Annotated in this window: 12 protein-coding genes; 4 read left to right on the top strand and 8 right to left on the bottom strand. The window is 71.6% G+C overall.

The window, feature by feature from the left end; genetic code table 11:
- Positions 1-11 precede the first annotated feature (11 nt).
- On the top strand, positions 12-3,989 hold the full coding sequence (locus ACE3TA_RS13610; RefSeq protein ID WP_374574539.1) for a CHAT domain-containing protein: 3,978 nt from the start codon (positions 12-14) through the stop codon (positions 3,987-3,989).
- Here the strand turns inward: ACE3TA_RS13610 and eutC are convergent, their stop codons facing one another.
- From eutC to ACE3TA_RS13580, 6 genes are all read right to left on the bottom strand, one after another.
- Positions 3,990-4,763 carry an ethanolamine ammonia-lyase subunit EutC gene (gene eutC, locus ACE3TA_RS13605; RefSeq protein WP_374574537.1) on the bottom strand — a complete coding sequence of 258 codons (774 nt, stop codon included), beginning with the start codon at positions 4,761-4,763 and terminating at the stop codon, positions 3,990-3,992.
- Positions 4,760-6,136, bottom strand: coding sequence for an ethanolamine ammonia-lyase subunit EutB (locus tag ACE3TA_RS13600; protein WP_374574535.1), 1,377 nt, complete (start codon positions 6,134-6,136; stop codon positions 4,760-4,762). Before ACE3TA_RS13600 ends, eutC begins: the two co-directional genes overlap by 4 nt.
- Before the next feature lie 15 nt (positions 6,137-6,151).
- On the bottom strand, positions 6,152-7,081 hold the full coding sequence (locus ACE3TA_RS13595; protein ID WP_374574533.1) for a transglutaminase N-terminal domain-containing protein: 930 nt from the start codon (positions 7,079-7,081) through the stop codon (positions 6,152-6,154).
- The gene (locus tag ACE3TA_RS13590) at positions 7,078-9,612 is read right to left on the bottom strand and encodes a circularly permuted type 2 ATP-grasp protein (RefSeq protein ID WP_374574531.1); all 2,535 of its coding nucleotides are present in this window, start codon (positions 9,610-9,612) and stop codon (positions 7,078-7,080) included. The genes ACE3TA_RS13595 and ACE3TA_RS13590 overlap by 4 nt, the downstream gene beginning before the upstream one ends.
- Positions 9,602-12,883 carry a DUF2126 domain-containing protein gene (locus ACE3TA_RS13585; protein WP_374574826.1) on the bottom strand — a complete coding sequence of 1,094 codons (3,282 nt, stop codon included), beginning with the start codon at positions 12,881-12,883 and terminating at the stop codon, positions 9,602-9,604. Before ACE3TA_RS13585 ends, ACE3TA_RS13590 begins: the two co-directional genes overlap by 11 nt.
- Before the next feature lie 76 nt (positions 12,884-12,959).
- Complete coding sequence (locus ACE3TA_RS13580; RefSeq protein WP_374574529.1) at positions 12,960-13,613, bottom strand: glutathione S-transferase family protein; 654 nt, start codon at positions 13,611-13,613, stop codon at positions 12,960-12,962.
- A 263-nt stretch (positions 13,614-13,876) separates the two neighbouring features.
- Between ACE3TA_RS13580 and ACE3TA_RS13575 the strand changes: the two genes are divergently transcribed.
- Positions 13,877-15,094, top strand: a complete 1,218-nt coding sequence (locus tag ACE3TA_RS13575; protein WP_374574527.1) for a polyhydroxyalkanoate depolymerase — start codon at positions 13,877-13,879, stop codon at positions 15,092-15,094.
- A 25-nt stretch (positions 15,095-15,119) separates the two neighbouring features.
- Positions 15,120-16,199, top strand: coding sequence for a TrkA family potassium uptake protein (locus tag ACE3TA_RS13570; protein WP_374574525.1), 1,080 nt, complete (start codon positions 15,120-15,122; stop codon positions 16,197-16,199).
- Between the two features lie 10 nt (positions 16,200-16,209).
- On the opposite strand, the gene ACE3TA_RS13565 is transcribed toward ACE3TA_RS13570, so the two are convergent.
- On the bottom strand, positions 16,210-17,196 hold the full coding sequence (locus ACE3TA_RS13565) for a M15 family metallopeptidase (protein WP_374574523.1): 987 nt from the start codon (positions 17,194-17,196) through the stop codon (positions 16,210-16,212).
- A gap of 72 nt (positions 17,197-17,268) precedes the next feature.
- Here ACE3TA_RS13565 and ACE3TA_RS13560 point away from each other — a divergent pair, with 72 nt between their 5' ends.
- On the top strand, positions 17,269-17,691 hold the full coding sequence (locus ACE3TA_RS13560; protein WP_374574521.1) for an EVE domain-containing protein: 423 nt from the start codon (positions 17,269-17,271) through the stop codon (positions 17,689-17,691).
- Positions 17,692-17,704: 13 nt separating this feature from the next.
- On the opposite strand, the gene ACE3TA_RS13555 is transcribed toward ACE3TA_RS13560, so the two are convergent.
- Positions 17,705-18,316, bottom strand: a complete 612-nt coding sequence (locus ACE3TA_RS13555) for a hypothetical protein (protein ID WP_374574519.1) — start codon at positions 18,314-18,316, stop codon at positions 17,705-17,707.
- Positions 18,317-18,389: the final 73 nt, after the last annotated feature.

The following is an 18,389-nucleotide window of genomic DNA, read 5'->3' as shown; positions in this document are numbered from 1 at the left end:
GCGCCGCAAGTGTGCTTCTGGCCTGCACGCAACCTGCAATAGCGGCGCCAACGCCCGGCGATGAGATCGCCTCGGCCTGGGGGCTCTACTTCCAAGGCAAGGCGCTGACCGCGCGCAGCCGGCTCGCCGCCGCGCTCGACCGTCCCGAGACGAAGGATCCGGCGCCGCGGCTGGCGGTGTTGAGGGCGCTGCTGGACATGTGCGTCGAGGGCGAGGCGGACGCGTGCGTGCTGCAATACGCCAAGGACTACGTCGAGACCGAGAACCCGCCCGCGAAGGCCGCCTCGTTGCAGGACCGCGAGCGCTTGCGGCTCTACGACTACTATCTGAACCAGGCGCGCATGGCTTTGCGGTCGCTCGAGGCGACCCGCCTCGTGGCCGATGACGAGCTCTGGAAGCACGAGAACGCCTATAACGGCGCGCTCTATCTGAAACGGCAAGCCCTGCTCGCCGACGCCGACATCACCCTCGACGACTACGACGGCGCGGGCCGGGCCGTCGACAAGACGCTCTCCTTGGTCGCCGCCCTGCAGAACCCGCAGGACAGCCGCCTCGCCGTCGCCGAGGCCCTCGCCAAGGCGGTGGCCGCGCTGGACGACGCCGGCCAAGGCGAGCGCGCCTTCGGCGTCTACAAGGCCGCCGGGGACTTCATCTTCAAGACGCTGCCGCCGCTGACGCTCGAGGCCGCGCGCTTCCGGCTGACCGAGGCGCGCCTGCTCGAAGAGCGAGGCGATTTCCAGGGCGCGGGCAGATCCATCGACCTGGCCGCCGCCGTCGCCCGCGTGATCGAACTGGACGACGACGTTCGGCAGGACGTGCTCTCCGACGCCCTGACCATGAAGGCGGCGGTCTGCGCCGGCCGCCTGGACCTGGACTGCGCCCACGCCGCGCTGGACCAGCACCCCCTGGCCGACCGCTTCTCCAAATCCGGCCGGCGACCGGCGACCTATGGCGAGACGACCTATCTGGCCGTCCGCGCGCTGGTGAACGCCTTCAGCCAGGGCGACGATCCGGGGGCCGCCGCGGCCCTGGCCCAGCCGCTGGACGTGAAGTTCAACGACACGACGAACAGCGCGCTCGAAGTCTACCGCGTCATGGGCGCGGCGCTGGCCCAGCCGCCAGGCGAGGCGCGGGCGCGCGGCCTGCTCGCAGCCGGCCAGCGGATTGAGGCCGCCGTGAAGGGCTTTCCGACGGCCGGCTTCGGCGGATGGTATCGGCCCGGCGCGCTCGATCAGGTGCTGATCGGCCTGGTGCTCACCCAGGCGGGAGCCGGCGGCTCGGACGCCGACGAGACGATCTTCGCGCTCATGCAACTCGCCGGACGGCAAGGCGCCACCTTGGACGCCGATGCGCTGACGGCGCTCGGCCAGGCGCGAGACGCCATGCAGCGCCGCTCCATCCACCAGGCGCTGCGCCTGCGCGCCCGGCGCGACGAGCTGGAGCGCGACGAGCTGACGAAGGTCGTGGCGATGGCGGCGAACACCGCGCCCACGGGCCGGGCCCTGCGCTACGACGTGACCACGCGCGGCGCCTTCCGCGACTTCGCCTCGCGGATCTCCGCGGCGGACGCCGATCTGGTCCGGGCGGACGTCTCCACCTCCGGCGCGAACATCACGCCGCTGAAGGCGCTGCAGGCCGTGCTCGGGCCGAACGAGGCCGCGCTGACGGCGGCGCCGGTCGCCGGCGGCCTCGCCTACATGTGCGTGCGCCGGGACGGGATCCTGCGGAAGGCGGCGCCGGCCGACCTGCGCCAGACCGGCCTCGACATCCGCCTGCTGCAATCGGCGCTCACCGCCGACTACGCGCCGAACGAGGCCCTGGACAGCCAGTTTCCCGTCGCGGCGGCGACGCGGCTCTATGACGTGCTGATCCGGCCTTTCGACGGCTGCCTGAAGCCCGGCGACCATATCCTTTGGCTGCCGAACGCCTCGATCACCGGCGTGCCGCTGGCCGCCCTTCTGGAGCATGCACCGCCCAAGCTCGGCCAGGGCTATGACCTGGCGGGCGCGGCCTGGCTCGTGGCCGACCATTCGATCAGCTACGCCGGCTCGGCCAGCGCGATCGTCGCGGCGCGCTCGGCGGCGGCGCGCGCGCCGGCCGACTTCGACTTCCTCGGCGTGGGCGATCCGGTGCTGAGCGGAACCACTGAAGGCGGCGAGGACCGGGCGAAGATCGTGCGGCGCGGGGTGCGCGGCGGCGCGTCCCTGGCCGCGCTGGCGCCGTTGCCGGAGACCAGGCTTGAGCTGGAGGCGTCGGCCAAGGGCTTCGCGGCGGCCAAGATCCTGACGGGCCAGGCGGCCACCGAACACGACGTGCGCGGACAGCTCGTCGGCGCCTACCGCTACCTCTCCTTCGCCACCCATGGCCTGCTGCGCGACGACCTGCAGGGCCTCGCCGAACCGGCGCTCGCCCTGACGCCGGTCTCCTCCGCCGATCCGACCAACGACGGCCTCTTCACCGCCTCGGAAATCGCCGACCTGAACCTGACCGCCCGCTTCGTGGCGCTGTCGGCCTGCAACACCGCCAACTTCGACCTGTCGCAGATGAGCCGGGACCTGCCGGCGCTGGCCTCGGCCTTCGCGGTGGCCGGCGTGCCGGCGACCCTGGGCACGCTGTGGGCGGTGGATTCCACCACCGGCGAAGCGGTGGTCTCCGGGCTGTTCGCCAACCTGCGGCAAGGCTCCAGCCCGGCCGACGCCCTGGCGCGGGCGCAGCGGGCGTTCCTGGCCGCGCCGCCCGGACGGGCCTATCTGCACCCGCGCTTCTGGACGCCGTTCATCGTGCTGGGCGACGGCGGAATCGCCCCGCGGGCGCCGGATCCCGCAGAGCCGGTCGTGACCGCCGACCTGCTGACGAACGCCGGCGGCGACAGCGAGGTCCTGACCCTGCGGCGCGACGGCGGCCGGGTGCTGGCCGGCTTCATCGGCCCCGCCGACGCCAAGGGCCGCCAGGGCGCGGCGGTGCGCATGGCGGGCGCCGACGGACGCGAAATCTGGCGGCGGCAGGACGGCGAGGCGCGCGCCGGACGCGTGCTGCTGGAGCTCGGCGGCAAGGTGGTGATCGGCGCGCAGGCCGCCGGGCCGGAGGGGCGCGCGGTCCCGGCGTTGCTGGCGTTCGACGGGAAGAGCGGCCGGCCCGCCGGCGCCTGGCGCGGCGAGGGCCGGGCGGACCGGAACATCTTCATGGCGGCGGGAGCCAACCTCGACGCCGACCACGCCGTCGTCGTCACGGTCGAGGCGCCGGCGGGCCACGTCGCCCTGCATGTGATGAGCCTCGACGCGAAGCTGAAGCCGCAGCCGATGTTCGACGTGACGCCGCCGGCCGCCTTCCTGGACGAGGCGACGATCACGCCGGTCGGGCCGAACCTCATCCTCACCTACACCGAGCGCTATCCGCCGCCGGACCAGCCGGTTCTCCTTGGAGAGGACGACTTCGACCAGCCGCTGTGCCGGCGTCCGCCGATCACCTGGGTGGAGCTGCGCGAAGCGGCGAGCGGGACGCTGATCGCCTCCCGGCGCCTAGATGGCTGGATGGCGGCGTCCGTGGCGCTTCAGGATGGCGCGATCCTGCTGGGCGGCGGCGTGCAGCCAAGCTGCACGGCCGAGCTGAAGGCCGCCGTGGCGCGGCTGGACGCGGACCTTGCGCCGGCGCCGGTCTGGACGGACGCGAGCCCGGGAACCTCGGAGGTCCGCGCGCTCGCCGCGCTGGGCGACGGCTCCACCTTCGTCGCCGCGCGCAAGGCCAACGTCCTCGACTACGCGCCGCTGGAGGCGCGCGCCAAGGCCGAGGCGCAGGGCGCGGCGCCCTCCACGACCTACAGCGGCATGTTGCTGACGCTGGACGCGACGGGACGGGTGAAGGCCGAGAAGATGCTGGATTCGGGCGGCGATCTCTTCGTCTTCAGCGCCGAGGCGGGCGATCCCGGGGACATCCTGGTGGGCGGGGCGCTGGGCGGCGAGGCGGCCATCTTCCACCTCACCGCGCGCTGATCACTCCAACGCGCGCGAGCCCGGCGCGGCCAGGGCCTCCAGGTCGCTCTCGTCCTTCAGGGAGACGCCAGTGAGACCCAGGCGCAGGGCCTGGCGGGCGAGCCAGGCGATCTTGAACGCGGCGGCTTCGTAGGAGAGCCCCTCGGCGCGGATGTTGGAGACGCAGTTGCGCTCGGCGTCTGTGCGGCCCGCGCGCGGGGCGAAGGTGACATAGGCGCCCAGGCTGTCGGGGGAGGAGAGGCCCGGCCGCTCGCCCACCAACAGCAGCACCAGACGCGCGCCGAGCGCCGCGCCGACCTCGTCGCCCAGGGCCACGCGCGCCTGGCGGGCGACAACCACCGGGGCGAGGCGCCGGCCCTCGGCCTCGGCGGCGGGCTTCAGGGCGGCGATCAGCGGCGCGGCGTGGGCGTGAACCGCTGTGCTGGAGAGCCCGTCGGCGACGACGATGGCGATGTCGAACGCCCCCTTGCCCCGCCCCGCCAGGCGGCGGGCGCTCTCGTCCGACAGGCGTCGGCCGAGATCCGGCCGGCGCAGGTAGACGGCGCGGTCCGGGGCGGCGCTGTCGACGATCAGGGTCGAAAGACCCAGCGCCTCGACCTGCCGGGCCACGGCCTCGGCGTCGAAGGGCGCGTGCACGGCGTCTCGCGCCCGCGCGTGCGAGAAGGCGAAGTCGAGCACGGCGGTGGTGGGCAGGCTGGCGCCCGCGCGGCCGAGGGCGATGCGCGCCGGGGTCAGCGCGCGCAGGCGGCTCCAGGGATCGGGCGGCAGGCTCACCCGGCCGCCGCCAGCAGCGGGTGGCCGCCCTGCGGCGGGGCGAGCCGGCCCCGGGCGTCGGTGATCTTCATGGCTTCCAGCCAGGCCTCGAACTCCGGCGCGCGTTTCAGGCCGAGGAGCTCGCGGACATAGAGCGCGTCGTGGAACGAGGTGGACTGGTAGTTCAGCATCACGTCGTCGGCGCCCGGCACGCCCATGATGAAGGTCACCCCGGCGGCGGCCAGCAGGGTGAGCAGGCTGTCCATGTCGTCCTGATCGGCCTCGGCGTGGTTGGTGTAGCAGACGTCGCAGCCCAGCGGCGCGCCGAGCAGCTTGCCGCAGAAGTGGTCCTCCAGCCCCGCGCGAATGATCTGCTTGCCGTCATAGAGGTATTCCGGGCCGATGAAGCCGACGACGGTGTTCACCAGGAGCGGCTGGAAGGCGCGGGCGACGCCGTAGGCCCTGGCCTCCAGGGTCTGCTGGTCGATCCCGTGGTGCGCGCCGGCCGACAGGGCCGAGCCCTGGCCGGTCTCGAAGTACATGACGTTGTCGCCGAGCGTGCCGCGCTTCAGCGAGCGGGCCGCGTCCATGCCCTCGGCCAGCAAGGACAGGGTGACGCCGAAGCTCTTGTTGGCCGCCTCGGTCCCCGCAATCGACTGGAAGACCAGGTCCACCGGCGCGCCGCGCTCGATCAGCTCGACGGCGCTGGTCACGTGGGTGAGCACGCACGACTGGGTGGGGATGGCGAAGCGCTGAATGAGATCGTCCATCAGCCGCACAAGGTCGCCCAGCACCGCCAGGCTGTCGCTGGCCGGATTGATCCCGATCACCGCGTCGCCGCAGCCGTAGAGGAGGCCGTCGAGGATCGAGGCGGTGATCCCGGCCGCATCGTCGGTGGGATGGTTGGGCTGCAGGCGCACGGCCATGGTTCCGGGCAGGCCGATGGTGTCGCGAAAGCGCGTGACGACCCGGCATTTCGAGGCGGCCAGGATCAGGTCCTGGTTGCGCATGATCTTGCTGACCGCGGCGGCCATCTCCGGCGTCAGGCCGGGGGCGAGCGCCGCAAGCGCCTGCGACGAAGCGGCGGGCGAAAGCAGCCAGTCGCGGAAGGCGCCCACCGTCATGGACGCCACCGGGGCGAAGGCGGCCCGGTCGTGCGTGTCCAGGATCAGGCGAGTGACCTCGTCGGCCTCGTAGGGCACCAGCGGCTCGCCCAGGAAGGCCTTCAGCGGCGTGTCGGCCAGCACCAGCTTGGCGGCGACGTTCTCCTCGGCGCTTTCGGCGGCCAGGCCCGCCAGCATGTCGCCCGAGCGCGGGGGCGAGGCCTTGGCCATCACCTCGGCCAGGCCGGCGAAGGTCCAGGTCGTGTCGCCCAGCGCGCGGCGGTAGGCCAAGGCCGCCCCTCCCCGTCAGGCCGAGCGGGAGGCGCGCGCCTCGAAGGCCGGCGTCGCCGCCAACGCGTCGGGCTCGGGAACGACGTCCACCTCCACCTTGATCGCCTGGTCGCCGGAAGCCAGCAGCACCCCGTCGATCGGCGCGACATCGGCGTAGTCGCGGCCGATCGCCAGGACGATGTGGTCGTTCTGCACGATCAGGGCGTTGGTCGGATCGAAGCCGATCCAGCCGCGCACGTCGCCGCACCACAGGTCGACCCAGGCGTGGGTGGCGTCGGCGCCCTCGAGGCGCGGCTTGCCCGGCGGGGGAATGGTGCGCAGGTAGCCGCTGACGTAGGACGCCGGCAGGCCAAGGCCGCGCAGGGCCGAGATCATGATGTGGGTGAAGTCCTGGCAGACGCCCCGGCGCGCTGCGAACGCCGCGTCGACGGGGGTGCCGACGTCGGTCGCCTCGGCGTCGTAGATGAAATCGGCGGTCAGCCGGCGGGTCAGCTCGAAGGCCGCCTCAAGGATCGGCCGGCCGGGCGGGAAGCTCTGTCGCGCATAGTCGGTGATGGCCGGCACGACCGGCGCGCGCGTGGAGGAATAGAGATAGGCTGCCGGGCTTTCCGGACTGATGTCGATGGTGGCGAAGCTCGCCGTGCGCACGGCTTCCCAGGGCGGGCTGTCGGCCAGGTCGGTCACCGGCGCGGCGTGCACGTCCACCCGCGCGATCGCCTCGATGACCAGGGTGGTGTGCGGCTCCTCGATCGTGACGGTGAGCATGCGCTCGCCGAAGGGGCCGGCGCGCTCGAGGGTCTGGCTCGGCCGGGGGATCACGGTGATGGCGCTTTGCAGCACGGTCTGCGAGGCGGTGGTGCGCGGCGTCAGGCGCAGCACGCAACGGGCGAAGGTCACGGCGTCTTCGTAGGCGTAGGTCGTGCGGTGGAAGACGCTGTAGATCACGCGAGGGCGTTGGCTCTGGGGGTGGGCGCGGCATGCGCCCCCTGGAGGAAGAAGCGGTCGGCGACAGCCATCGACAGGCTGAGCAGGCTCTGCTCGTAGGCCAGCACCGATTCCATGTCGAGACAGGCCGCGTCGGCGGTCTGCACCTCCGTGGCGAGCGGCAGGAGGATCTTGCTCGGCTCTTCCAGCATGCCGTCCTCCTGCAGGGTCGGCAGGGTGGCCAGATGCTCCTTCAGCTTGAAGATCTGGAAGGCCAGCGAACGGGTGTTGAAGGGGTCGAGCACGATCATGTCGCGCACCGGCGTGAGCGCCAGGCCGACCAGATAGCGGGCGCGATAGCTGATCTGGCTGTCGGCCAGGTCGAGCAGCAGGTCGAGGTCGTCGATGGTGGCCGCGTCGTCGGCGAGGGTGCGCACATAGCGGCAGGTGTTGATCCCGCGCTCGATGCGCCGGCCCATGTCCATGAAGCGCCAGCCGGCCACACGGTTCATGTTCTCCTGGGCGAGGCCGGAGAGCGCGGCCAGGGCCTGCAGCGCCGTCTCCACCTGCTCCAGGGCCGCGGCCTCGGACCAGACCTCCTGGGCGTGCTCCAACAGGCGTGTCTCCAGGTTCATCAGCAGGGTCCAGAAGTCGGGCGACAGGCGCTCGCGCATGCTGGCGGCGGTGCGGCGGGCGTTGCGCACCAGGTTGATCACCGAGCCGTAGGCGGCGCGGTCGTGCAGGGTGTCGCGGGCGACCTCGAGCGCGGGCCGGCCCAGGGCGTCCTCGCCCAGGGCGCCCCAGTTGATGAGCAACTGCTGCAGGCGGCTGAGCGTCTCGCCGGAGGTGTGCAGGGCGGCCTCGGAGTCCATCAGGCTGGTGCACAGGCTGCGCACCAGGCGCAGGGTGGCCTCGGCCCGCTCCAGGTAGCGGCCCAGCCAGAACAGGTTGTCGGCCGCCCGGCTCGGCAGGTGGCCGAGGATGCGGTGGATCTTCACCTCGTCGCGCGAGGCCAGCAGGGTGATCCGCTCCACCGGCTTGTCGCCGATGACCCACACGTCGGCCGTGCGGGCCTCGTCGCCCATGGAGATGGCCCGCACGTCGGCCTGCTCGGAAGTGCGGCAGAAGCCGCCGGGCATGATCTTCAGGCCGTCTGGCGTGGCCGCTACGAACACCCGCAGGACGAACGGCGCCGGCTCCAGCCGCCCGTCGCGCAGCACCGGGGTGGTGGAGAGCTTGACCACCTCCTGGCCGACGAAGTCGCCGGGCCGGTCCCTGAAGCGCTTGAGGAAGGCCTCGCGCTGCTCGGGCGTCAGGTCGGCCATCAGCCTCGCCTGGCCGGTCACGCCGTCGGGGCCGGGACCGCCGAAGGCCGGGGCGATGGCCAGGTGCTCCAGGTTGGACTCCACCATCGCCTGCTCGGCCGGCTGGCCGCACCACCAGGTGGCGATGTTGGGCATCTTCAGCTCCTCGCCCAGCAGCCGGCGGCTGAGCCGGGGCAGGAAGCCCTCGAGCGCCTTGGACTGCAGGACGCCGGAGCCCGGCATGTTGAGCACCGCCACCCCGCCCTGGCGGATCGCCTCCAGCAGGCCGGGCGTGCCCAGCCGCGAGGCGCTGTTCAGCTCCAAGGGATCGATGAAGTCGGCGTCGACGCGCCGCCAGATCACGTCGGCGCGCTTGAGCCCGGCGATGGTGCGCACATAGGCCCGCCCGTCGCGCACCAGGAGGTCGTCGCCCTCGACCAGGAGGAAGCCCAGGTAGCGGGCGAGGTGCGCCTGTTCGAAATAGGTCTCGCTGAACGGCCCCGGGGTGAGCAGGCAGATGCGCGGGTCGCTGCGGTCGGCGGCGGCGGCCAGGCCCTTGCGCAGGCCGTCGAAGAAGCCGGCCAGGCGCTGCACGTTCATGGCGTTGTAGAGGCTGGGGAAGGCCCTGGAGAGCACCAGCCGGTTCTCGAGGGCGTAGCCCGCGCCCGAGGGCGCCTGGGAACGGTCGTCCAGCACCCACCAGCGGCCGTCGGGCCCACGGCCCAGGTCGGCGGCGTAGAGCTGCAGGTAGCGTCCGCCCGGCGGGCGGACCCCCTGGATCGGGCGGATGAAATCGGCGCTGCCAGTGATGGCGGCGGCCGGCAGGGCGCCGCAGGACAACAGGGTCCCGTCGCCGTAGATGTCCTGCAGCACGGCTTCCATGAGCCGCGCGCGCTGTTCGACGCCCTCGGCGATCTGGGCCCACTCGGCCTCGTCCAGGATCAGCGGCAGCGGATTGAGCGGCCAGCTACGCTCGTTCTCCTCGCCGTAGACGCGGTAGGAGACGCCGGTGTCGCGGATGTGCCGGGTGGCCAGGCTGAAGCGGTTCTGGAACTCGTCGTCGGGGTACTCGGCGATCTCGCCCAGGAAGCTCAGCCAGGAGTGCCGCGGCCGGCCCGTGCGGTCGAGCAGCTCGTCCGGAATGCCGACGAACGGCTTGTAGCCGCGCAGCCAGCCGGACAGGCGCGCGGCCGCGGCCACGCCGAGGGCCTCGCTCTTGTGGAGCGCGCTGACCGTCTCATGCGCCAAGGCGTGTTCTCAGATCGAGCGTCATCGGAAATTCCCCCATCGGTTCCGGAGGCGGCGGCGTGACGATCCCCGGGCTGTGACCGATCTCCTCGAAGCGCGCCTTTCTGCGGGCCTGCGCCTCGTAGGAATTGACCGGGAACGTATCATAGTTGCGCCCGCCCGGATGCGCGACATGGTAGACGCAGCCGCCCAGCGAGCGGTTGTTCCAGCGGTCGACGATGTCGAAGGTGAGCGGCGAATCCACCGGCAGGGTGGGATGCAGGCCGCTGGGCAGTTTCCAGGCCTTGTAGCGGACGCCGGCGACCGCCTCCATGGACACGCCCGTGGACGTCATCGGCAGCGGACGGCCGTTGCAGGTGATCACGTGACGCTCGGGATTGAAGCCGCGGGCCAGCACCTGCAGCCGTTCCATCGAGGAATCGACGAAGCGCACCGTGCCGCCGCCGAAGCCCTCCTCCCCCATCACGTGCCAGGGCTCCAGGGCGTGGCGCAGCTCCAGCTCGACGCCGGCGTACTGCACCTTGCCGTGCAGCGGGAAGCGGAACTCGCGCTGGGCCTCGAACCACAAGGGCTTGAACGGATAGCCCGCCGCCCCCAGGTCGGCCAGCACGCCGAGGAAGTCGCTCCAAACGAAGTGGGGCAGCATGAAGCGGTCGTGCAGGGCCGTGCCCCAGCGCACCAGCTTGCCGGTCTGCGGCGCGCGCCAGAACCAGGCGATCAGTGAACGGATCAAAAGCTGCTGGGCGAGGTTCATCCGGGCGTCCGGCGGCATTTCGAAGCCGCGGAATTCCAGGAGGCCCAGGCGGCCTGTCGGCCCGTCCGGCGAATAGAGCTTGTCGATGCAGATCTCGGTGCGGTGGGTGTTGCCCGCCACGTCGGTGAGCAGGTTGCGCAGCAGGCGGTCCACCAGCCACGGCGCCGGCGGCTCGCCCTCCCCCGGCGGCGGCACCATGGAAAGGGCGATGTCCAGCTCGTAGAGGACGTCGTGGCGCGCCTCGTCCACCCGCGGCGCCTGGCTGGTGGGCCCGACGAACAGGCCGGAGAACAGGTAGCTCAGCGAGGGGTGGCGCTGCCAGTAGAGCAAGAGGCTCTTCAGCACGTCCGGCCGGCGCAGGAACGGGGAATCGTCGGGGCTGGCGCCGCCGACCACCACGTGGGCGCCGCCGCCGGTGCCGGTGTGGCGCCCGTCGATCATGAACTTGTCCGCGCCCAGACGGCAGACGCGGGCCTCCTCGTAGAGGCCGGTGGTGATGGCCACCGCCTCGCGCCAGTCGGCGGCGGGCTGGACGTTGACCTCGATGACGCCGGGGTCGGGGGTGACCTTGAGCACCGCCACGCGAGCGTCGTCGGGCGGGGTGTAGCCCTCGATGCGCACGCTGGCGCCTTCGGCGGCGGCCTCGATGTGGGCGACCAGCTCCAGATAGTCCTCCACCCGCGCCACGGGCGGCATGAAGACGTAAAGGTGCTCGCCGCGCGGCTCCACGCAAAGGGCTGTGCGCACGATCGGCGCCCTGCCGCGGGGGCCGGAGGCGCGCGACGGCGGCGGGGTGGGCGCGCGGAACGCCTCGTCGAAGTCCGGCAAAGGCCCGCGCGGCTCATAGGGGTCGACCGGCGTGATGTAGGGATAGTCCTCGGGCTTGACCGCCGGCAGGCCGCCGAGCGGCAGGCGCAGGCCGATCGGCGAGTCCCCGGCCAGCAGGTAGAGCTGGCCGCGCTCGAAGCGCCAGGGCTCGGTGAGCCAGCCCTCCCCCTCGGCCTTGGTCAGGGGCTTGCGGATCGGCAGGACGAAGCCGACGGGTTTGGAGAGCCCGCCCGCCATCACCCGGCGCAGGGTGTGGCGCGCCTGCGGATCGTCGATCTCCTCGTCGTCGATGACCACGTCGGGCGGCAGGTCGCCCTCGGCCTTGATCCAGTGCAGCGGGTCCTCCCTGGCCGGCAGGACGCAGGCGGCGTCCAGCTCCAGGCGCCGCGCCAGCCGCTGGATGAGGCCCAGCGCGTCGGCGCTGGTCGCCGGCTCGCGGCGGCCCGGCCGCTCGGAGGGATCGGCGGCGCGCCAGACGGGCAGGCCGTCACGCCGCCAGTAGAGCCCGAGCGCCCAGCGCGGCAGCGGCTCGCCCGGATACCACTTGCCCTGGCCGTGGTGCAGCATGCCGCCGGCGCCGAAGCGCGCCCTGAGCCGATGGATCAACTGCTCGGCGATCACCGGCTTGGCGGGGCCGGACGCGGCGGTGTTCCACTCCTCGGACTGGAAGTCGTCGATCGAGACGAAGGTGGGCTCGCCGCCCATGGTCAGGCGCACGTCCTGGGCCTTCAGGTCGTGCTCCACCTTGTCGCCCAGGGCCTCCAGCGCGCCCCACTCCGAATCCTCGAAGGGCCGGGTGATGCGCACCGGCTCCACCAGGCGCGAGAGGGTCATCTCGAAGTCGAAGTCGGTCTTGGCGATGGAGGCGAAGCCGGCGATCGGCGCGGCCGAGCGGTAGTGCGGCGTGGCGGCCAGCGGCAGATGGCCCTCGCCGCAGAGCAGGCCCGAGGTGGCGTCCAGCCCGATCCAGCCGGCGCCGGGGAGGTAGACCTCGGCCCAGGCGTGCAGGTCGGTGAAGTCCTGCTGGGTTCCCTTCGGCCCGTCGACCGGATCGATGTCCGCCTTGAGCTGGATCAGGTAGCCGGAGACGAAGCGGGCGGCCAGACCCAGCTTGCGCAGCATCTGCACCAGGAGCCAGGCGCTGTCGCGGCACGAGCCGGAGGCGAGCTGAAGGGTCTCGTCCGGCGCCTGCACGCCGACCTCCATGCGCACCAGATACTTGATCCTGCGCTGCAGCTCCGCGTTCAGCCCGACCAGGAAGTCGGTCGTGCGCTCGCCCTCGGCCTTGAGCTCGGCGACCGCCGCGTCCAGCAGCGGGCCCTCGTCCTCGACGGTCATGTAGGCCGCCAGGTCAGCCTTCAGGTCGTCGGCGTAGGCGAAGGGCATGAACTCCGCATAGGGCTCGACGAAGAAGTCGAACGGATTGACCACCACCATCTCGGCGGTGAGGTCGACGGTGACGCTGAACTCGGTGGTCCGCTCGGGGAAGACGAGCCTGGCCAGCCAGTTGCCGTGCGGGTCCTGCTGCCAGTTGATGAAGTGGTTCTCGGGCGTGATCTTCAGCGAATAGCTGGGGATGCGCGTGCGGCAGTGCGGCGCCGGCCGCAGGCGCACGACCTGAGGCCCCAGCTCGACCAGCCGGTCGTAGCGGTAGCGGGTGACATGGTGGAGGGCGGCGACGACCGACAGGGCGGGCTCCTGAAGCGATGGGGTTGCGATGCAGAGTCCTAGCGCCGCGGCGGCCGCTCACAAGAGCGCAGGCGGCTCAGAATTCGACGTCCAGCTCCTCGACCTCGTCAGGCTCCTTGAGGGCGGCCTCGGTCCACTCGCGCATGTAGGGCAAGGCCAGGATGCGGTCGCGATATTCCGCGCAGACCGGATCGAGCGCCACGTCGTAGGTGGAAAAGCGCGTGCAGACCGGCGCGTACATGGCGTCGGCCATGGTCAGCTCGCCGAACAGGAAGGGGCCGGCCGACGCGCCCAGCGCCTCGCGCCAGATCTCGGTGATCCGGTCGATGTCGGACTGGGCGCCGGCCCAGACCTTGAAGCCCGGATGGCGCGCCTTCAGGTTCATCGGCAGGGCCGCGCGCAGGTTGGCGAAGCCGGAGTGCATCTCCCCGCAGATCGAGCGGCAGCGCGCCCGCTCGGCGCGGTCGGCCGGCAGCAGCCCCGCCTCCGGAAAAATCTCATGCAGGAATTCGCCGATCGCCAGGGTGTCCCACACCTGGATCCCCTCGTAGGTCAGGCAGGGCGTGAGGAACGAGGGCGAGAGCAGCAGAAGCTCGGCGCGCGTCGAGGCGTCGTCCACCGGCGCCATCTCGGTGTCAAACGCCAGGCCCGCGAAACGGCACAGGAGCCAGCCGCGCAGGGACCAAGACGAGTAATTTCGGCTGCTTATGGTGAGCAGGGGCCGATCCATCGCCGCGATCCGTTCCTCCAGACGACCGTCCACAAAGCCCTAGGGCCGATCAGGAAGCGGCGTCCAACCCCGCGCGCCGGGTCGCGCCGCCGCCCGGCGAATGCCGAATTTTTGGGCGCCTGGCGGGTGCGAGCGCCACGAAAAGCGGTCATCGGCCCCTCGCCCCGTCCTTGCATAGGACAAAGCCGGACAGGCGGCGACATCGACCCGGGGTTTTGCGCCATGGATCGGGACGCCGGCCCGACCGGCAGGATGCGGGGTCCATGAAGTATCGAGCCTTCCAGGCCCAGGCCGATCTGTTAGCGCCCATGCGGCTGGCCGCCGGGCTGGCCAACGGCGCGCTGTCGCTGGGGCCGCCCTGGCTGCGGCAGGCGCCGCCGCTGGGCCACCTGGGCGCCGGCTGGGAGATGCTGAGCCGCGCGGGGCTGACCCACCACCGGCCCGACTACGGCTTCAGAAGCGTGAAGGTCGCCGGCGAGGAGACGCCGGTCACAGAGCAGATCGTCAAGTCGACCCCGTTCTGCGACCTGGTGCGGTTCCGCAAGGAAGGCGATCCGGACCAGCCGCGCGTGCTGCTGGTGGCGCCGCTCTCGGGCCACTTCGCCACCCTGCTGCGCGGCACGGTGGACGTGCTGCTGCCGGACAACGACGTCTACATCACCGACTGGCGCAACGCCCGCGAGGCGCCGCTGAGCGCCGGGGCCTTCGGCTTCGACGAGTACGTCGCCCACGTGATCGACTTCCTCGACACCCTGGGCCCGGGATCGCACCTGATGGCCGTGTGCCAGCCCTGCGCCCACGCCCTGGCGGCGGTGTCGATCATGGCCGAGGACGACCACCCGGCGGCGCCGCTGACCATGACCCTGATGGCCGGGCCGGTGGACACGCGCATCAACCCCACCAAGGTCAATGAGCTGGCCACGAACAATTCGATCGAGTGGTTCGAGAAGGAGCTGATCGCCACCGTGCCGGCGCGCTACCCCGGCGCGGGCCGCAAGGTCTATCCCGGCTTCGTGCAGCTCACCGCCTTCATGATGATGAACCTCGGCCGCCACGTGGACGCCCACGTGGACATGTTCAGCCATCTGGCGGCGGGGCGGACCCCCGAGGCGACCACCGCCAAGACCTTCTACGACGAGTACTTCGCCGTGCTGGACCTGACGGCCGAGTTCTACCTGGAGACCGTCAACCGCGTGTTCCAGGAGCACCTCCTGCCCAAGGGCGAGCTGACCTGGCGCAACCGCAAGGTCGACCCGGCGGCGATCCGCAAGACGGCCCTGTTCACCGTGGAGGGCGAGCGCGACGACATCTGCTCGGTGGGCCAGACGGTGGCGGCGCACGACCTGTGCCGCGGCATCTACCGCAACCGCAAGCGCCACCACCTGCAGCCGGGCGTCGGGCATTATGGCGTCTTCAGCGGGCGCAAATGGTCTAGCCAAATCTATCCGCTTGTCCGCAACATGATCCAGGCCGCGAACTAGGGGCCAGGCGGGGGCGGTCGCGCCGATGAACGACAGGGTACGGGGGCTTCTGGCCTCGCCGCTGCGCAACCTGGCGGTGGCGGTGGGCTTCGTGGCGCTGGTGATGGCGGCCTCGACGGTGGGCTACATGGCCGCCGGCTGGGGCTTCGGCGACGCCGCCTACATGGTGATCCTGACGATCTTCTCGGTAGGCTACGAGGAGGTCCATCCGGTGAACACCGCGGCGCTGCACGCGGTGACCGTGGCCACCATCGCCCTTGGCTGCACGGGCATGATCGTCTTGACCGGGGCGCTGGTGCAGGTGTTCACCATCGGCCAGATCACCGAACTCTTGGGGCTGACGCGGGTGAACTCGGAGATCGAAAAACTGAAGGGCCACGTGATCATCTGCGGCTTCGGCCGCATCGGCGTGATGCTGGCCAAGGACCTGAAGGACGGCGGGACGGACCTGCTCGTGCTGGACCGCAGCGAGGCCCGCGTGGCCGAGGCCCAGGCCATGGGCTTCCTGGCGCTGCAGGTGGACGCGGCCGACGAGGCGGGACTGAAGGCCGGCGGCGTGGAGCGCGCCCGCGTGCTGGCCACCGTGCTGCCGGACGACGCGGCCAACGTGTTCATCACGCTCAGCGCCCGCAGCCTCAATCCCAAGCTGACGATCATCGCCCGCGGCGAACAGCCCTCGACTGAGAGCAAGCTGATCTACGCCGGGGCCGACAAGGTGGTGCTGCCCACCCACATCGGCGCCGAACGGATCGCCGAGATGATCCTGCACCCGGAGACCGCGCGGTTCGTGCGCGAGTCCGAGCAGATGCGCGACTTCGACAAGACCCTGCGCGACCTGGGCCTGCACCTGGACATGATCACCGTGCCGCAGGACGCCGCGGCGGTGGGCCACACGGTGGCCGAGGTGGAGGAACGCGGAAAGGGCGCCTTCTTCGTGGTGCAGATCGACCGCAGGAGCGGCGAGGCGCTCACCCGGCCGGCGGCCGACGTGCGCTTCGAGCCGGGCGACGGGGTGCTGGTGGTGGCCAGGGCCAAGCTGACCACGCTGACGGCGGTGTTCCAGGCGCCGGCGGAGCGGGTGCGGGCCGGACGCAGCCGCTTCTAGGCGGCCGGCCTCAGCGGGCCTCGAGCGCCTCGAACGAGACGTCGCCGATCCCGTAGTCGGCCCAGTCCTTGTAGTCGAAGTGCCACCATTCCTCGGGGTAGACCGAGAAGCCCTGCGCCTCCATCTCGCGGCGGAGCAGGCCGCGCAGCCAGCGCTGGCGGCTGGTGCCGCCGGGATAGTCCGCATACGACCTGTTGGACATCTCGTCGTAGCGGCCGGTCATGATCACCGGCTTGCCGGTCTTCAGGTCGTAGAGGGTGAGGTCCACCGCGCAGCCGCGGTTGTGGCGCGAACCCTTGGCCGGGTCGGCGACGAACACGCGGCTGGCCGGCGGGGTGGCGTCCCAGAACATCTTGGTGACGAACCAGGGCCGATAGGCGTCGTGGATCAGCAGGCCGTAGCCCTCGGCCTCCAGCGCCTTGGCCGCGCGCCCGAGCGCCTCGGCGGCGGGCCGCTGCATGAACGCGGCCGGATGGGCGTAGAGCGGAAAACCCATGAAGTTGTTGGTGGTGGCGTAGCGGATGTCGAGCTTGATCAGCGGATCGACGGTGGTCAGGTCGACGAGGTCGAAGGCCCGCTTCGGCTCGGGCTCCGGCGGCGGCTTGGCGGCCATGGCCTCGGCGCGCAGGGCGTCGGGATCGGCTTTCACGCCGGCCTGGATGGTCGCCACCGTCTCGGCGCCGATGTCGCGGCGAGGCAGGCGCTCGCCGCCCGCCTCCACCGCGTCGGGCGACAGGACGATCGCGCGGGGCGGCGCGTCCGGCGGGGCGTAGCGGCCCGGCCCCAGCGGCTGCAGCGGCGCGCGCTTGAAGCCGCGGCCGTTCAGGTAGAGGCCGCCGTGGTCCTCGTAGACGGTGAGGAGACCGTCGTCCGGGCCGAACTCGCCGACCAGCGCGGCGATGGCCGGCGGCGGCGAGGCGGGAAGCTCGTCCGCCCGGGCCGCCCCGCCGATCGCGACCGCCGCCAGGACCGCTGCAAAGCCTGTCGCGCGCTTCATCCCGGCCCTCCTCGCCGCCATGGCGTCCGCTGTTCGAGACCGCTATCTAGATCGCACGAAGGGGGGGAGCACATGGAAACGACATCGGGGTTCTGGCTGATGAAGTCGGAGCCGGAAAAGTACGCGTTCGCCGACCTGCAGCGCGACGGGCGCACCAACTGGGACGGCGTGCGCAACAACCAGGCCGCGCTCTACCTGAAGGCCATGAAGGTCGGCGACCAGGCGCTGTTCTACCACTCGCAGAAGGACCTGGCGGCGGTGGGGCTGATGCGCGTGTCCAAGGAGGCCTTCATCGATCCCACCGACCCGGCCGGCCGGTTCGTGGCGGTGGAGGTGGAACCGGTGCGGCCGCTGAAGGCGCCGGTGACGCTCGCCCAGATGAAGGCCGAACCGAAGCTCGCCGGCATGAAGATGTTCCGCCAGTTCCGCCTGTCGGTCGTGCCGGTGACGGCCGAGGAATGGGCGGTGATCCTGAGCATGGCCGGAGAGGCCTGACAGAGGGCGGCGGCTAGCGCCAGGTCGGCGCGATGGTGATCACCGTGACGGCGCAGAGCTGGGCGAAGGCCATGGTGCGCTGCGTGCGCAGCAACAGGCTGAGCGAAAGCAGGCTGAGCGCGCCGGCGGCGAGATACTCGCCCGGAAGCCGGCCGAGGGCGGCGAACAGCGCCGGGGCCCGGAAGCCGACGGCCGCCGCGGCCAGGGCGCAGCCCACGCCGACGACGTCGGTCAACGGCCGGCCGGCGAACCGCCAGGGCTTCTTGGCAGGGGGTTCGGGCATGGCCCGCCTCGCCTTGCTGATCAGGTGCAGAAGCTCGGTCTCGTCGAAGCCGCGATCGATGAAGCCGAACGGACGCAGCTCGCCCAGCGCCTCGGCCACGATGGCGTCGCCCGGGCGCACGAAGATCACCGCCGCGCTCTGAGCGGCCGCGCGCGCCAATTCCGCTGAGGTCTGGAAGTCGATCTCGGCGTCGAGAACCAGCAATTGCGGCTTGTCGCCGTCGAACAGCGATCGCGCCTCCTCGCCGGTCGCGGCGAACGCGCAGGTCACGCCCGGCTCGGCGGACGCGGCTTCGCGGATGCGGCGGCCGACGCGCGGGTCTGTGAAGATCAGTATACGCATCCGGCCCCTGCGAAGGCTCCAACATGCAAGCCGCGCGGCCGGTCTGGCGGCGCGCGGACACTAAACTCGAGGC

This window comes from Phenylobacterium sp., from assembly GCF_041916435.1.
GTDB lineage: Bacteria > Pseudomonadota > Alphaproteobacteria > Caulobacterales > Caulobacteraceae > Phenylobacterium.
This window is presented reverse-complemented; position numbering and strand designations above follow the sequence as displayed.

Bases quoted from the DNA above. Each gene is read 5' to 3' on its own strand.
- ACE3TA_RS13580 (WP_374574529.1), bottom strand. From the start codon at position 13,613: ATGGATCGGCCCCTGCTCACCATAAGCAGCCGAAATTACTCGTCTTGG.
- ACE3TA_RS13575 (WP_374574527.1), top strand. From the start codon at position 13,877: ATGAAGTATCGAGCCTTCCAGGCCCAGGCCGATCTGTTAGCGCCCATG.
- ACE3TA_RS13570 (WP_374574525.1), top strand. From the start codon at position 15,120: ATGAACGACAGGGTACGGGGGCTTCTGGCCTCGCCGCTGCGCAACCTG.
- ACE3TA_RS13565 (WP_374574523.1), bottom strand. From the start codon at position 17,196: ATGAAGCGCGCGACAGGCTTTGCAGCGGTCCTGGCGGCGGTCGCGATC.
- ACE3TA_RS13560 (WP_374574521.1), top strand. From the start codon at position 17,269: ATGGAAACGACATCGGGGTTCTGGCTGATGAAGTCGGAGCCGGAAAAG.
- ACE3TA_RS13555 (WP_374574519.1), bottom strand. From the start codon at position 18,316: ATGCGTATACTGATCTTCACAGACCCGCGCGTCGGCCGCCGCATCCGC.